A 15,093-nucleotide genomic window follows, 5' to 3' on the forward strand; every position below is an offset into this window, starting at 1 on the left:
TGCAAAGCAATAATATAAGATAATATTTGAGTATGCTCGAAATAAGCCTTTATAACGATAGAACTAGTGTCTTATATTAAAGCATAAGAATTACTAGAGTGCTCAGTTAACCTAATGTTGTATTAATCCCTTAAGTACAGATTGGCTCACCGCCAGTTCGCTTTTCCAGTATCCGCTAAACTTCGGTAAATTGTCGTCTATTTCTTCACTTCTGCTGTGATAAAAAATATGCCCTTGAGCTGCTGGTAGTGCGCCAGGGTCTTCAAAACGGTCAATGGGAATAAAGGCCAGTTTTAAAAAAGGCGCAAGCCTCAAAAAGCCAACTAATGGAGATTGGCAGTTTTGGCATATACCTCTAGTTAGAGCAGGAGGACGACGATATTTTGCAAACAATAGTTGATCAGATTTGTTTAGCTCAACATTTTTTGCATTGACTACGACAAATTCTGCATAAGGCTTGTTATAGATCTCTTGGCAAATAGTGCAATGGCATTTAAAGCGAGAAAAAGGTTGGGCTCTGACGGTGATTTTCGATGTGGTGCATGAACAGCTAGCGGACTGATGGAAGCTCTGTGATGTCATAAAATTTAGCCTGTTAGCTTTTGTTATTGTTAAGGGCAACGCTATCTCGGACTATAACCCAATAATAGTGCGTGTTAGTACTTATACGCAAAGCTATGGTGCATGAGCTTACTGATGTTGAGAGTTATTATTATGTCATTTAATTTAAATTGTTAATAAAATCAATTGGATGAAACTAATTTGTTGTCTTGGCACGGCTAATGCTTTAGTAATAACTGTACAAGGAAGTACGTAATGAAACGATTTCAAAGAGCGAGCCTTAGTAATCAATTATATACCGGATTCGACTCCTTGTTTTCTGCTCAGGCCTTGCAACGAAGCAAATACTTTTAAGTTATTACGATGATTAAACGGAGAATACCGAATGAAGAAATCAGCTGGTAACACACTGTTTGAATTAACTGCAAAAGAAGAAGCCGTTTGTTATGAAGCCTTAGAGGCTTACTTTGAGCAAATGTATTTTGCAAACTGATATTAGCTAAAGAAGTATAAATAGGAGTGAAAAGGGGGAATGCGAAAAAGCATTCCCCCTTTTTTATTTCCACCGGGAACCACAATATGTGGTGATCAAATCTTGAATAATCCCCCAGAATGGCGATAATGGCCGCCTCTTGAATATAAATATTAGATGCACAGTAAGAAACTTTCCTTGCTTTGAATAGCGCAGATGCGCAGCGTGATCCTTCCTTCAGCTATGAGCCAGAATTCATCCCGATTTATGCCCGGTAGTTCGCGTTTGGTGCGTTCTCTATCAGAGATGCTGCAAGTCGAGCCACAGACTCATCCAGAAAATTTTAGCGAGCGCTTATCGCAAAAAATAGACTTCTCGGGCTCGGTAAAATTAAGTGATGCGCAAGGCATGATCAGAATGATTGATCGTCGAGTCGACGCCGGTTTACTGTCGAACGATTCGGACGAATTGGCTGGTCAGGAAGCTTTAGAAAAAAGCCAGCAGGCCTTTGTCAGGGTAAGAAAAGCCATTAGCCAATCTATTGAGTCAGGCTTTGACCCAGATAAAAGTGTCGGCAGAATAAAGCTGCCTGAATGGGATGAAGCGTTTATTAGCGCTATGCGAGAAGGGCAAGTCGATGACAAGTTGCTAGCCAAAGCTGCTGAACCCTTCAGTAAGTTTTATCGTGCTCAGCAGTCTGATATGTCGGCTAAAGTGCAGGGCTTGAGAGTTTATATTAGTGAGGTGTTAGAGAAGCATTCACCAGAGCTTGCGAAGTTAGTGGTGCTCGATAAAGCTCTCGACGAAGCGTTAAGCGTCGCTGCTCGTAAACAGTTTTTATGCGTACCGACGCTACTCGCCACTTACTTTCGCGAGAGCTTTGAAAGGCCTGCCGGTAAAAATGCCGACCTGTTTGAAACGTGTGCCTTGGATGAGAATATTAAGGCCTTTCTAGCAGCTTTAAAGCGCTTGCTGATGGCAGAGCTGGAAGCGCGCTTGCAGCTCGTGCTGGGCTTGATAGAAGCATTAAATGAAACGGTGCAATCGGCAAACTGAGTGCATCGCTATGGACACAATTATGAAATTAGAGGTTACTAGTTGCTTATGAATAAGCTTCTTTTTGGGCTGGCATTTTTATTAGGCGCATTGGCTATCATCGGTATGAGCTGGGTATTCTTGGGTAGTGATACCTTGGCCTTGCTGATTACTGTCGTTATTGGTGTGGTGTTTAGTATTGGCACCCTTGAGCTCTTACGATTTCAGAAGGCGACACAAACACTGTCAGTCGCGCTAAAAGATATTCCAAAATTTGCCGTACAAGCCGAGTCGGATAACGAAAACCAGTTTGACAAATGGCTACTGTCGCTTCACGCCTCGCTGCGTAATGCTGTTCAGCTTAGAATAGAAGGTGAGCGCATTGGTCTACCCGCGCCTGTCGTGACGCCCTACTTAGTCGGCTTACTGGTAATGCTCGGCTTGTTAGGTACTTTTGTCGGAATGGTTGATACCTTGCAGGGTGCTGTCACGGCACTACAAGGAACCACAGAATTAGAGGCAATTCGCACAGGTTTGGCCGCGCCGATCAATGGTTTGGGCTTGGCTTTCGGTACGTCCGTTGCCGGTGTGGCAGCTTCAGCTATGTTGGGCTTGATGTCGACATTGAGTCGTCGTGAACGAGTGATTGCGACACGTGAGCTCGATGCCTGTATCGCGCATGAGTTTAAAGGCTTCTCTCTGGTTCATAACCGCCAAGAAACTTATAAAGCCCTACAAGCACAGGCGCTTGCCTTACCTCAAGTGGCAGATCAGCTTCAAACCATGGCGTTGAATTTGGAGAAAATGGGCTCAAACCTGGGTGAGCAGCTAAACCAGAAGCAAGATAGCTTTCATACTGAGGTGAAACAGAGTTACCAACACTTGGCCGAGACGGTATCAGAAGCCATTTCCAGCAGTGTCAGTACCGTTCAGGCAGGGCTTGCCGATAGTGGTCGTTTGGCAGGTGAAAGTATGCGCCCTGTGTTTGAAAAAAGTATGAGTCGGTTGGTGGAGAAGGTCAGTGATCAGACTTCGAAAAGTCATCAGCAGTTTTCTACGAAAGCTACTGAACACTTGGATTTTCTGAATGGCCGCTTCTCGAAAACGGCAGACGAGGTGGGAAGTGTCTGGCGTAAAGCGCTAGAAGAGCAAGCGCTGAGAAACCAACAAAGTGCCGAGCAGATTAAGCAAACCTTGAGTGAATACAGTGAGCTCTTTGACGCTAAAACGCAGACAATGTTAGAAAGCTTGAACCAGAATTTGGCGCAGCGAGATAGCCAAAATCTCGAAAGTGAAAAAGCTCGACAGACAGTTTGGCAACAGGCGATGATTGATACGCAGACGCAGAGTTCTGCTTCTTTACACAGCGCCTCTCAAGACGTTGCTGACAAGCTAAATCAGCTTACACAAGCTCAGCTTGAAACAAGTTGTCAGGTTGCTGATAAATTTACGGAAATGACAGATCGTTTGGGGGCTATGTCTGAGGGGATCAGTCTTGATTGGCAGAACCGTGCTGACAAAATGTTGGCTCAGCAAGCTGAGCTGGTTGAGAAGCTAAGTGACAGCCAGCAGCTAATGGATGAGCAAACCAAGCAGAAGTCAGAGAAGCTATTGGCTGAACTAGCGGGTCTTTTCGCTGAATCCAATAACTTACTGATCGCACGTCGTGAAGATGAGTCACGTTGGTTGCACGAACTGGATAGTCGAATGAATGGCTTAGCGGCGAGTGTGCGTGAAGAATTGAGCAGCTTGCGAGATGAAGAGGCAGGTCGTGCAAACGCTGCTGCCGAGACGATGAATAAGCTACAACAAAGCTTATCGCAGCAAGTTGCCCAATTGTCAGAAACGATTGAGAAACCCATGACAGAGCTGATTGAAACCGCGTCTGAAACACCAAAGGTTGCTGCGGAGGTAATCTCCAAGTTACGTGAAGAAATCAGTAACAACATGGAGCGTGACAACCACTTGTTAGAAGAGCGTCAGCGAATTATGGCTGAGCTTGATGGCTTGTCAGGCTCCTTATCCGAGTCATCCAGCCAGCAAAGAGAAGCGATTGCTTCATTAGTCGAAACCTCTAGTAGCATGCTAGACAACATCAGCTCTCGTTTTGACCAGCATATCGATGCTGAAGTTAACAAACTCTCAGACATCGTGGTCGAAGCTGCGGCAAGCACTACCGATATTGCCAGTTTGGGTGATGCTTTTGGTAAGGCCTGCCAGCAGTTTAGTGAATCGAATGAACTGCTTGGTGAGAGTTTACAGCGCATCGAATCAGCTCTGGAGCAGTCGAGTGAACGCAGCAATGAGCAGCTTGGTTATTACGTTTCCCAGGCTAGAGAAGTAATTGATCATAGTGTTTTGTCCCAGAAAGCTTTGTTTGAAGAATTGCGTGAACTGTCAATGAAACAGGCTTATGAACAGTCATCCACTGAGTCTGCTTAAGCTGGGGTGTTGGTATGCATGAGTTAGATGAGAGTAATGCTGAAAGCCCTCCTATTTGGGCGATTTTTGGCGATTTAATGTCCGGGCTAGTCGGCGTTTTTGTGCTGTTGCTGATCTGGGTATTGGGCTATCAGTTAGAATTGTCAAAGTCGCTTGCCGAAGAAGTTGAAAAGCGCAGGGCTGAAGAACAGCGAAGAATGGCATTGGAAGAAGCTTTGGCAGACCCTCTCTCTTCCGGGCGAGTAACATTGCGTGATGGCAAAATTGGCATCAGCGGCAGTGTCTTGTTTTCGCTGAACTCAGACCAGTTACAGTCTGAAGGGCGTGAGCTCTTAAGCACTCTGGTGGCTCCTCTTGAAGTTTACCTGGGAGAGCGTGACGAGTTGCTGATGGTGAGTGGTTTCACAGATGATCTTCCCATTCAAAAAGGCAACAATCGATATCAGGATAACTGGGAGCTTTCTGCTCAGAGGGCTCTAACCGTGACGCGAGCTTTGATAGAAGAGGGGATGCCCAAAGAAAGGGTGTTTGCTGCTGCCTTTGGAGATCAGCAACCTGTTGCTTCCAATGTAGACCGTGATGGTCGCTCGAAGAATCGGCGTGTAGAAATGGCACCCGTTCCCAAAGGGCGACAAGTGACTAAGCCTCTAGGTGCTGAAGAAGATACAGCCCCACTTGGCTCGGCTCTGGTGACAGATTAAGATGAATTCCACCTTTGACCAGCTAAAGGAAGCTTTGGCGCGGCTCGAAAATACTTGTCAGAGCGGTGTGGCTGCATTTCATTTTCAGCGCCTTTCTTCATTGCTGGCTAGAGCAGATCAGCGTTCTGACAATATTCAGGAAAGCTTGCTTCCACGAATTGAATCAGGCCTGACAGACTTACAAGCATTGTTGGTTAAGCAGCATGAGGACGCTGAAAAAACTGAGGCGCCCCAGGAGCAGGACGGCAGATCAGACTCAGTTTTTAAAGGCTTGATAGAACGTATTAATAGTTTTGATGTAAGCGCAATAGATCAGAGCTCATTGGGTTTGGATGCCCTGTTGTTTGACGAGGGCTTTGACGAAGGACTTGAGGACAAGCCTTCTGCTACGCAAGGTAGTGAAAAGAAAATAAAGATCAATGCTGCGAAAGACTTTCAAGAGCGCGCTAAAGAGCTAAAGTCGCTACAGTTTTATCGTGAGCAATTGGGCAAGGTGATCACCGAAAATATGGTTCGGCAAGTGATCAAGGAAGACCCGGAAAATGCAGGGCCTCTCAATCCTCAGCGCCTTTTGGTTCGTACGATTGGTGCCATGAAGGATATTTCTCCGGCTTATGTTAATCGCTTGGTTCCTTACTACGACACGCTTTTGTGGTTAGAGCAAACTACAGAGCTATCGACTCACAAGTCTCGTGCAAGCAAAGCCTCTGCAAAGTAAAACCTTAAAGCCTGCTTCGAACCAAGTGCACGTGTTGTACAGCAGTATAGGCACTTTCCCGGTATTTAAGAGGCAGTGATTCGCAGCGTAATCCGACTTCTATATCAATAAGCTCATTAGCCAGTACTTGCCTCTCTTCCTCATTTATTGGCTTTGTACCTTTCTCAGCCAAACGTAGATCAATTTCGTGTAGGCGGTCGTAGTAGCGATAAACGCGAGACTGCATTCTCCAAGCCAGTAGTGCAGGAAGTATTTTGAATAAGGGTAGTAGTAGGAAAATTATTGGTAAAAGTAAGATCGCAAAACGATTGATCTGAGCGACTATCCAGTAGGGCAGGGTTTTCTCTAGCGGATTAAAGCCATCTCTTAGTAGTTTTACGGCATAAACATCTGCAGACATATCTAATAAACTTGTGTTCGGGAAAGGCTCAGACATGACGAGTGAGACACGTTTAGCATGTACTATCTTGGCTGCTCTGACCAAACGATTGACTAAAGCGGGGTGTAGGTCATCATGTGCAACTAGCTTTGTCACGAGTGTAATGAGTGGCACGGCAGCTTCGGGGTAGGCCGGGTGATATCGAAGTGAGCCACTCAATAAATTGATATAGTGAGCTTCATGAAGCTGGCTTGCGAGTGCTTGGCCATGATCAAGCGGCAATAACTGGATCGCCGGATTATCATATAAGGCTTGAAGATAAGGTGCGCTAAGTGGCGCAACAAAAAATGCCAGGTCGAGATTGCCCGAGAGTAGGGCTTCGGAAGCGGCTTTGCCGCCCAAGAATGCTTCGGGAGCTGTATTATTACTGAGGGCTGGCGCAGCGCTAATCTCTGCTAATTGCTCAACTACAGCTCGAGTACCGCTACCTTGTGCACCCAGTGCAACGCGTTTCCCTGTCCATGAAAACGGGTTGCCGTTGACTTGGGCTTCAACTCTGGCGAAGGCTAAGAGCGGCTCTGGAAAGACGGCTGCCAATGCGTTGATATTGGGGTTGCTTGATTTAATGCCGCCTTGGATCAGGGCGATGTCTACCGTGCTATTCGTGGCATCAATCAGTTTACTATTTTCGCGTGAACCAGCGGTTTCGACTATCTCTAATTGAAGACCATCCTCAGCTAAAATTTCTCGGTATTGTTGCGCTATTTGATAATAGGCACTACCTTCTACTCCCGCTGCTATTCGTAGCTGGTCTGGTGGAACCAGGCGCAGGCCAAGCACTAGGCCATAGAGCGTCGCGATGATCGCTAATGTAGCCACCACATAGCTTAATACATTTGAAAGACTTGGGAGTTTCAAGGATCTTTTCATATCAATAAATCTCTATTTGGCTTGTCATTAGGAAAACTGCACAGCGAGCTTCCCCGTGATGACGAGTTTATTGTCCTTGTTGAAATTTTGCGAGCGCTTCACCCATTGCCTTGTGAACGGCATTGATGCCCTGAAGAGGGCGCAGCATGACTTTGAATTCAGTTATTTGATCATCTTCGTTCCAGGTGATCATGTCGACACCATTGACGGTTTTGCCGTCAATAAGGGTTTCGAATTCGAGCACGGCAAAATGGTCGTTGTAAACTTCTTGAATATATTTGAAGTGTTCATTCGCAATCGTTTGCATTGCGCCCATTAGGTATAGTTTTGTAATGGCTTTGCCTCTTTGCGGAGTATGAACTACCGGAGAAAACATCGTGGCGTTATCAGCCAATAAATTGTCTAGAGCATTGATATCTCGTGTTTTCACAACAGTATGCCAGTTCTGAATAACTTTAGGAGCCATGATCTTTACCGTAATTATTGATAGTCAAAAAGGTGTTCTGAAGCGCTAATGTATCAAAGAAAATGGGACTAATGCGAATCTAATAACGGAAAACGGTAAAGACTAAATGTTTACTCCTGAAGCAGCATGTTGACTTCTTTCTCGAGGTAACGAATAAACCCCGTGTTAAACCCCTGATGAGCAATGCGAATATAACCTTCTCGATCTATCAAAAATGATGTAGGCATGGTGAGTAGCTCGTAAGCCTGTTGGGATTTCCCACTTCGTTCTTCCAGTACCGGAAAATCCACTGGGTACTGTTCAAGAAAACGCATCGCTTCTTCAGTGGTGACGTCAACATTGACAGCAAGAATTTCAAAGTCTTTACCGTTTTGTTTACTGTGCAGGCGCTTGCGAAGTTGATTATATTCGGGCATCGACTGACGGCATGGACCACACCATGAGGCCCAAAAATCTACCAGTACCACTTTGCCTTTATAGTCACTCAGATTGACGGTGCTCTTCTCATGTATATCAGGTAAAGAGAAGAGGGGGGCTTTGTTATATTTTGCGTCTTTTAAGTCTGCAGAGACCTGCTCGGTAAAGGAGTTTAAGCCTATAAAAATTAGGATGAAGTAAGCAATAGATAAACCAAGAAAACGGTCGGGCTTATTGGAGCGCGTGGGCATAAATGTAAAGCTCTACTGATAAAAAGAATTCATTTATTTGAACGCCGCGCGCCTAGAAAGTTCCCTGCCTTGCTAACTATAACCATTGAATGTAATGATTAGAGAGTACTTGATGACGCGTCGCATGACGTATTTTCAATAATGTACTATATTAAATGAATGAAAAAATATAAAAACCAGGCCTTATGGCGAACTTATCTATTTGTCGTATTCTTTTCTATCGTCGTAACCGCATCTTTTTTATATGCTGAATGGCAGGAAATTAAGGATCACGCAGGTATTGAGCAAAGTTATGCAAATAACCTCGTCTCTCATTCTATGGAATCCTTGCTTCAAAAAAACTCAAATTTATTGAAAGTACTTGGTGAACGCTTTGTGGAGCTTGTTGGCGAGGGAGAAATAGCCCAGGTTCAGAAAAGTATGAACCAGGTTTTACGAGTGAATACCGAGTTGATAGGTTTAGGCTTGGTTGATGTAAACGGTCAGTTGATAGTCTCTACCTTCAAACATATGCCAAGCCAGGTTCCTAATTTGTTGACAAAAGCGGAAACCAAAGACACCTTTCGCAAGACCCTGGAATCATCGAAATTAGTGATGGGAAGGACCTATTACTTCCAAGCATTGAATTCGTGGGTCATACCTATCCGGCTTCGGGTATTAGATAGCGAAGGACAGGTTGCAGCTGTTGTGGTAGCAGGCTTTAAACTAGGCGCTTCTCATGGTTTATGGTCTAGAGAAAATCTACCAAAACACCTTGCTTTGACAGTCGTTCGTGGCGATTACTATCGTCAATATGTCTCGTATATTGATGAAAATGAATATCAGGATTGGTATGGCTCGGCGGTAGAGAGTAAATTCGTTGAATATTTGGATAACTTATTCAAGGTTCAAGCAGGTGTGGGAATAAAAGCCCTTCGGGCAGGCGACAAGCTTGTTTCAGCGATTGTGCCTAATAAACGAGGTGAGCTAAATTTTGCATCGATTAGCTATGACCCTGTGTTTGAGCATTTTACCATTGTTAGCACTAGACTTGACTTGCTCTATGATAAATTTTGGTACACCCTGTCTTGGGTCCTTAGTGCCTTTATTCTGTTTAATATCGGCTTATTTATTATTTTCCGTTTGAATATTCGTCTCCACTTACAGACGGAGCAGTCACTACATCACCAGATTGAACATGACCCGCTAACCAAGTTACCTAACCGGCGCTTTCTGACACAGAACTTCGAATCCTGGGCAAATAAGTATGCTCAGGGCTTCTCTCTACTCTATATTGACCTGAATAACTTTAAGTCGAGTAATGACTTACATGGTCACTCTGTTGGTGACCAGATTCTTTGTGAAGTGGCGAGCAGAACTACTGAACACTTCCAAGATTGTATGTGTATCAGACAAGGAGGCGATGAGTTTATTATCTTGACGGGTATGCGTGATAAAGGTGAGTTAAACAAGTTGTGTAAGGCTTACCTGGAGGTGCTACGAAACCCAGTTTCGTTGGAGCATTTAGAGTTTTCCATCAAGGCTTCAATCGGGGTTGCAATCAGTCCCTTTGATGGCAAGGTTCTGGATGAGCTGCAGCGAAAGGCAGACATGGCCATGTACGAAGCGAAGCAAAAACAGAGCGATATCTGTTTTTATTCCGTGGGAATGGAAGAGAAAACCAAGCGTGCTGCTGATATTGAGAAAGAACTTCTTAATGCGTTAGAAAAGGGTGAAATGTGTGTCGTCTATCAGCCTCAGGTCGACTCACAATCCCAGAAGGTATTAGGTGTCGAAGCTTTGGTTCGCTGGCAGAGTGATGTTTTGGGTTTTGTTCCGCCCGATCAGTTTATTTCGGTAGCAGAAGCAGCGGGCGTGATTCATGAACTGGGTGAGTTCGTACTAAAAACGGCTTTGGACGAATGTCTTGACGCTTGTAAACAGAGTCAGCACGCGCCGTTTAAACTGAGAGTATCGGTTAACGTTTCGGTGAGGCAACTGCTTAATGAAGACTTTGTCCCTATGATTAAACAGCTTGTTGAAAGGTATGACGGAGAAGCGCTTACTTTGATGATTGAGGTGACAGAAAGCCTGTTTATTGAAGATTTGGACAAAGCAAAGGATGTATTGAATCAGGTCTCGTTATTGGGCGTGTATACTTCTTTGGATGACTTTGGTACAGGCTACTCTTCTCTAAGTGTACTGAGTAAATTACCTATCAATGAACTGAAAATCGATCGAAGCTTCGTTAATGATATTTTGATTGACGAGCAGGATTGGCTACTGGCAAAAAGTATTATCAACTTAAGCAAGAGTTTATCTATTCCCGTCGTCGCTGAAGGTGTAGAAACTAAAGAACAGGCTGATATTTTGGCAGCCAATGGCTGCGATGTATTCCAGGGCTACTATTTTGCTAAACCTATGCCGAAAAATGAACTGGTTTCATTCTTAAGAGAGTAGATCTTAGCTATTGCTCGTTACCTTGGCTATGAGTGTATAAGTACACTCATAGGATTTAGCTCTGTTTAGTACTATTAGCGAACATTAACCCGCGATAGGGTTTTGGGAGTAAGGGTATGCAATTTAATAAAGTGTTCATAGCGCGGTTATTTGATGATACTTAGAGCTGATTTTAGCTGAGCTCTTCAATAAGTTGGCATAAGGCTTCAGGCTCGAAGGGTTTGGGCAGGTGGGCCTTCATTCCTGCAGCAATATAAGTGTCAATATCTTCTTTAAAGACATTCGCTGTCAATGCAACGATAGGGGTGTCCGGAGCAAGCGAGTCTGTGATAATAATTTGTGTAGCTTCTAAGCCATCCATTTCTGGCATCTGAATATCCATCAGTATCAGGTCGTACTGACTTTCTCGTAAGCATTGAATACATTCTAGGCCATTGTTGGCAAACGTGATTTCTGCGCCGAGTAAGAGGAGTGTCTCGTTTACTACTAGCTGGTTAATTTTATTGTCTTCTGCCACTAATATTTTTTTGCCTTTTAAACCTTGTGTTATAGGCGTTTCTTCATCTGAGGCTATTGACGTTTGCTTATCTAGAAAGTGATTGAGTACTTTTTCACTAGTGTAGGGAGCTTCAATTAAGTGAACCGAGCTAGGCAGATCATCGAACTGGGGGATTAGGTCGCTACTTAGAAGAAGTATGGTGGGCAAGGAGTATTTTCCTAATAACGCGTTAACGCGAGTGCTTAAATCGGGTATATCCTGGTTACATGAAAATAATAAATGACTGCTTGGCTCAGCATTAATATTAAGGCCTGAACTTCTGAGATCTGCTGATATTATTTCAGTTTCGAAGGTGCAAGGGCTAACAACTTTCAGCTTAAGATTGCTGAGCTGGTTTTTTTCCTCTTCTGATAAGTGTGTAAATGATAAAACATCTTGTGATTCATCTTTGCTCTTTCGAAGCGGTATCGATACATCAAAACACGAGCCTTTGTCTAAAGAGCTATCAACTCGAATAGTTCCGAGCATTAACTCAATGAAACTACGTGAAATACTCAGGCCCAAGCCTGTTCCACCAAATTTACGGGTAGTCGAGTCATCTGCCTGAACAAACTCTCTGAATATTAGTTTTTGTTGTTCTTCACTTAGCCCTATCCCTGTGTCTTTTACTTGAATCTTTAAGTAAGGTTGCGTGTAATTCTCGGTGAGATCAATTTTTAAGGTGACCCCGCCGGTTTCAGTGAACTTGATTGCGTTCGAGCATAAATTGGTAATGATTTGCGTGATTTTGGTAGCGTCGCCACAAAGTGGAATAGCCAGATTTGGCGGCGTTAATAAGATGAAGGAAATATTCTTCGCTTTCGCTGCAAAATTCATCGATGTGGCTAGAGGTCTGATAATGTCTTCAAGGACAAAGTCTGCCTGATCCAATGTGATTTTGTTGGCTTCTATCTTACTGAAATCCAAGACGTCATTGATTATTTGAAGTAATGAGCTGCCAGATAAGACAACATTCTCAAGGTAACTTTTGACTTCGCTGTCCTGAATACGGTTATAAGTCAGTTTGCTCAAACCGATGATGCCGTTTAGTGGTGTTCTTATTTCATGTGACATATTGGCGAGAAAACGCGATTTTGCTCTAGTGCTTTGCTCAGCCATCGTCTTGGCCTCATCAAGTTCCTGCGTTCGACGCTCAAGTGCCTGCCCAGTGCGTATTTGGCTGATATATAATTGATACATTAGCGCGATGGCGATAACACTCGTGATGGCGATGACCAGTAAAAAGTAGAGTTGCAACTTGAGTTGATGGCTCCAGCTTGTCCATGTTTTCGCTTGCGCATGCTCGACTTCCTGAATCACTTTACGGCTATAAACGTTCCATTTGTTATATAAACGGCCGAGCTTTTTACGTAGCGACTTGACTAGTTTAAGGTTGGTTGCATGATTCTCTTCATGGAGTTGTGCAATCGGCTCCCCAAAACCTTTAAGTGTCGAGGTGATTTTGCTGAGTTTATCGAGGTCGCCAAATTCTTGGTGTAAAGTTTTTGTTTTTTCGCTATCAAGGTCGTTGAGTATACTGCCGCGCATAATGCGAAAACCTTTTTTCAGGTTCTTAATGTTTTTTGAACTTGTTTCGGCCTGGTAGTCCTGAATGAGGGAGATGATTTTTAGCAATTTGGGGTTAACCCCGAGATTGTTATTAATTATCGCCAGATAAGGTTCAACTGCATCGTTGTTAATGTCTTTAATTGAATTGATAGAAAAACTTACGCCCGCCAAAATAATCAGCGCGAGAAGAACGAAGATGGCAACTAAAGTTTTCGGGGTTGCTATTCGACTTGATAGAGTTTTGTGTTGTTTGCTCATTCAACTTCGATAGATTTTATTTGCCAGACGGACATGTTGTAATAGAGGTCTCTTCTCAACTCTTTATATTTATCAAAGGGGAAGACAATAAAAAACGGTCCTCTGTCATCGATGGTCATCATTTTTCCATTTTCATGGGTTGCTAGTAGTACGTCATACTTTTCTATTTCGCTGCGTTTTAACTCGGCTGTGTAATCATCAAGCGCAGTAACAAAAACACTGTCCCCTCTAGCGCCAAGTTGATTAAGTAGGTCTCCTAGAACTGGACCTTTGTAGTTTGTTGGTTTGGAAAGTACATGATTGGCGGTGACAATGCTTGACGTTTGTAGTGCCTCAATCATCCCTCGGTCAAAGTGAGCTTCGCCATCAAGTGTTGCTAAGCTTTAAGTCACCAATGACTTCGAGAATAACCTCACCTGAAGGTGGGGGAAGTAGGCTTTCGGCATGAAGAAAACAAGGTAGCAATAAGAGTGTGCATAGTAGATTTTTCATAGGATCTGTCTTCCGCTCTTTGTTTAAAGGCAAGGCGATTCTTACTTGTATAAGCATAGCAAAGATCGAAGCTAATGCTTTGCCTATTGACTCTCTCTGTAAATATGGCGAATACATGATTTGTCGCTTATCCTTTAGTGAACACATTTCATTTAGAGTCGTCAGCATTGAACGCGAAGTATTCCCTACATAAACAGGATTCCTCGGAAGAGGCTATGAACCAGGAGGGTAAAGTTAGTCAACCCACCTCGCCTGTGGGGAAGTTTGACCGTTTTGTTGATGCCTGCATTCCTGAAGCTGTGCGCGCCGATTCATCGCAAGCTCTCCAAGCCAGAACACTCATTATTTTCGTGTTAATACTGAGCTTCTTTTCAATTGTTGGTATGACATTCACTTTAATGGTAGAACAGAGCTTGCCTTGGGAGCGAGTTCTAACCATGTTCCTGATCGCACTGCAGCCCGTTTCTTTGTTGATTATGTGGAAAAAGCAACACTTACGAGGGGCGGCCTTATTCTTTCTCGCTCTTAGCTTAATTCTGGTCTGCTATGTAGATTTTATGAATAGGTCTTTAGAGGGACCTGCAAGCGTCTTATGGGTTTTACCTTATGCAATGGCGGCTATGTTAGTTGGTGCGAGAAGTGCTTTTTACATCGCCTTGGCGTCGGTTGTTCTGATTAGCTTGAATGCCACATTACTTAAACTTGACTTACTTCCTGCTTCTTTGAGTTCTCCAGAAAACTGGATTTGGCTCAAATTGATTTTTACCTTAATCGTTCTGTGTACGGTTGCATTCTGTATCTATGGCTTGATTAGCCTTGAAAAGCGTAAACAAGAAGAATTAAGTCAAGAGATTCGACTAAATAAGAAGATGATGGAGTCTCTAGAAGTTGCTACAAATGAAGCCCAGGCGGCAGCTAGAAGTAAGGAGTTGTTTTTGGCTACGATGAGTCATGAGCTTCGAACACCGCTTAATGGTGTGTTGGGGAATGCTCAGCTTCTAGCAAAAGAGATTAAGGATATTAGCGCTAAAGCTCGTGTCGAGAATATAACTTCTTCTGGTGAACTTTTACTTTCAATTATTAATGATGTATTGGATTTCAGTAAATTTGAGTCGCAGGGCGTTTCTCTGAACCTAGAGGTTTTTGATCTTTCACAGTGCCTGCGTCAACTCTATCGTTTGATAAAACCGCGTGTGCAAGAGGGGGTTCAGTTTTCTATCTCGGGTGCTGATGAACCTATTTTTATCAATACCGACCCTAACCGCCTGTCACAAGTTATTCTTAACCTCCTATCTAATGCGGCAAAGTTCACGGAGCAAGGCCATATTGGGCTAAGTATGAGTATGCTAGGTGATGGGCAGTTGAAAATTCAGGTGAGTGATACTGGAAATGGTATTTCGGAAGAGAACCAAAAACGTTTATTTC

The 15,093-nt window shown here is 43.7% G+C and carries 12 protein-coding genes; 6 read left to right on the top strand and 6 right to left on the bottom strand.

The features are described 5' to 3' along the window. Positions 1-111 precede the first annotated feature (111 nt). Positions 112-582 carry a GFA family protein gene (locus A3763_RS18290; protein WP_068507378.1) on the bottom strand — a complete coding sequence of 157 codons (471 nt, stop codon included), beginning with the start codon at positions 580-582 and terminating at the stop codon, positions 112-114. Positions 583-1,249: 667 nt separating this feature from the next. Here A3763_RS18290 and A3763_RS18295 point away from each other — a divergent pair. Genes A3763_RS18295 through A3763_RS18310 form a run of 4 tightly spaced genes read left to right on the top strand, consistent with a single transcriptional unit; the run spans position 1,250 to position 5,929 of the window. Beyond that, entirely contained in the window at positions 1,250-2,089 is an 840-nt protein-coding gene (locus A3763_RS18295; protein ID WP_082880507.1) for a DUF3348 family protein, read from the top strand. Positions 2,090-2,137: 48 nt separating this feature from the next. Next, positions 2,138-4,510, top strand: coding sequence for a DUF802 domain-containing protein (locus A3763_RS18300; RefSeq protein WP_068513178.1), 2,373 nt, complete (start codon positions 2,138-2,140; stop codon positions 4,508-4,510). A gap of 14 nt (positions 4,511-4,524) precedes the next feature. Continuing rightward, positions 4,525-5,211, top strand: coding sequence for an OmpA family protein (locus A3763_RS18305; RefSeq protein ID WP_068513175.1), 687 nt, complete (start codon positions 4,525-4,527; stop codon positions 5,209-5,211). 1 nt (position 5,212) lies between these two features. Beyond that, positions 5,213-5,929, top strand: coding sequence for a DUF2894 domain-containing protein (locus tag A3763_RS18310; RefSeq protein ID WP_068513173.1), 717 nt, complete (start codon positions 5,213-5,215; stop codon positions 5,927-5,929). Positions 5,930-5,933: 4 nt separating this feature from the next. On the opposite strand, the gene A3763_RS18315 is transcribed toward A3763_RS18310, so the two are convergent. The 3 genes from A3763_RS18315 to A3763_RS18325 all read right to left on the bottom strand — a co-directional run bounded on the left by A3763_RS18315 (position 5,934) and on the right by A3763_RS18325 (position 8,372). Next, on the bottom strand, positions 5,934-7,238 hold the full coding sequence (locus A3763_RS18315) for a TAXI family TRAP transporter solute-binding subunit (protein WP_068513170.1): 1,305 nt from the start codon (positions 7,236-7,238) through the stop codon (positions 5,934-5,936). Positions 7,239-7,305: 67 nt separating this feature from the next. After that, positions 7,306-7,704 (bottom strand): nuclear transport factor 2 family protein, encoded by a 399-nt coding sequence (locus tag A3763_RS18320; protein WP_068513165.1) that lies wholly within the window; start codon positions 7,702-7,704, stop codon positions 7,306-7,308. A gap of 110 nt (positions 7,705-7,814) precedes the next feature. Then, entirely contained in the window at positions 7,815-8,372 is a 558-nt protein-coding gene (locus tag A3763_RS18325; protein WP_082880508.1) for a TlpA disulfide reductase family protein, read from the bottom strand. A gap of 159 nt (positions 8,373-8,531) precedes the next feature. Here A3763_RS18325 and A3763_RS18330 point away from each other — a divergent pair, with 159 nt between their 5' ends. Next, positions 8,532-10,811 carry an EAL domain-containing protein gene (locus A3763_RS18330; RefSeq protein ID WP_068513162.1) on the top strand — a complete coding sequence of 760 codons (2,280 nt, stop codon included), beginning with the start codon at positions 8,532-8,534 and terminating at the stop codon, positions 10,809-10,811. A gap of 172 nt (positions 10,812-10,983) precedes the next feature. Here the strand turns inward: A3763_RS18330 and A3763_RS18335 are convergent, their stop codons facing one another. Together A3763_RS18335 and A3763_RS18340 are read right to left on the bottom strand one after the other, a co-directional pair. Next, positions 10,984-13,176, bottom strand: a complete 2,193-nt coding sequence (locus tag A3763_RS18335) for an ATP-binding protein (RefSeq protein ID WP_068513158.1) — start codon at positions 13,174-13,176, stop codon at positions 10,984-10,986. After that, complete coding sequence (locus A3763_RS18340) at positions 13,173-13,517, bottom strand: molybdopterin-dependent oxidoreductase (RefSeq protein WP_082865419.1); 345 nt, start codon at positions 13,515-13,517, stop codon at positions 13,173-13,175. The genes A3763_RS18335 and A3763_RS18340 overlap by 4 nt, the downstream gene beginning before the upstream one ends. A 318-nt stretch (positions 13,518-13,835) precedes the next feature. Here A3763_RS18340 and A3763_RS18345 point away from each other — a divergent pair. After that, positions 13,836-15,093 (top strand): HAMP domain-containing sensor histidine kinase (locus A3763_RS18345; protein ID WP_231872243.1); only part of this gene is annotated, 1,258 nt, incomplete at its 3' end.

Source organism: Oleiphilus sp. HI0128 (genome assembly GCF_001635365.1).

Excerpts from the sequence above, each read along its gene's own strand:
- A3763_RS18320 (WP_068513165.1), bottom strand. The coding sequence starts at position 7,704 with ATGGCTCCTAAAGTTATTCAGAACTGGCATACTGTTGTGAAAACACGA.
- A3763_RS18335 (WP_068513158.1), bottom strand. The coding sequence starts at position 13,176 with ATGAGCAAACAACACAAAACTCTATCAAGTCGAATAGCAACCCCGAAA.
- A3763_RS18300 (WP_068513178.1), top strand. The coding sequence starts at position 2,138 with ATGAATAAGCTTCTTTTTGGGCTGGCATTTTTATTAGGCGCATTGGCT.
- A3763_RS18315 (WP_068513170.1), bottom strand. The coding sequence starts at position 7,238 with ATGAAAAGATCCTTGAAACTCCCAAGTCTTTCAAATGTATTAAGCTAT.
- A3763_RS18305 (WP_068513175.1), top strand. The coding sequence starts at position 4,525 with ATGCATGAGTTAGATGAGAGTAATGCTGAAAGCCCTCCTATTTGGGCG.
- A3763_RS18290 (WP_068507378.1), bottom strand. The coding sequence starts at position 582 with ATGACATCACAGAGCTTCCATCAGTCCGCTAGCTGTTCATGCACCACA.
- A3763_RS18340 (WP_082865419.1), bottom strand. The coding sequence starts at position 13,517 with ATGATTGAGGCACTACAAACGTCAAGCATTGTCACCGCCAATCATGTA.
- A3763_RS18325 (WP_082880508.1), bottom strand. The coding sequence starts at position 8,372 with ATGCCCACGCGCTCCAATAAGCCCGACCGTTTTCTTGGTTTATCTATT.
- A3763_RS18310 (WP_068513173.1), top strand. The coding sequence starts at position 5,213 with ATGAATTCCACCTTTGACCAGCTAAAGGAAGCTTTGGCGCGGCTCGAA.
- A3763_RS18295 (WP_082880507.1), top strand. The coding sequence starts at position 1,250 with ATGCGCAGCGTGATCCTTCCTTCAGCTATGAGCCAGAATTCATCCCGA.
- A3763_RS18330 (WP_068513162.1), top strand. The coding sequence starts at position 8,532 with ATGAAAAAATATAAAAACCAGGCCTTATGGCGAACTTATCTATTTGTC.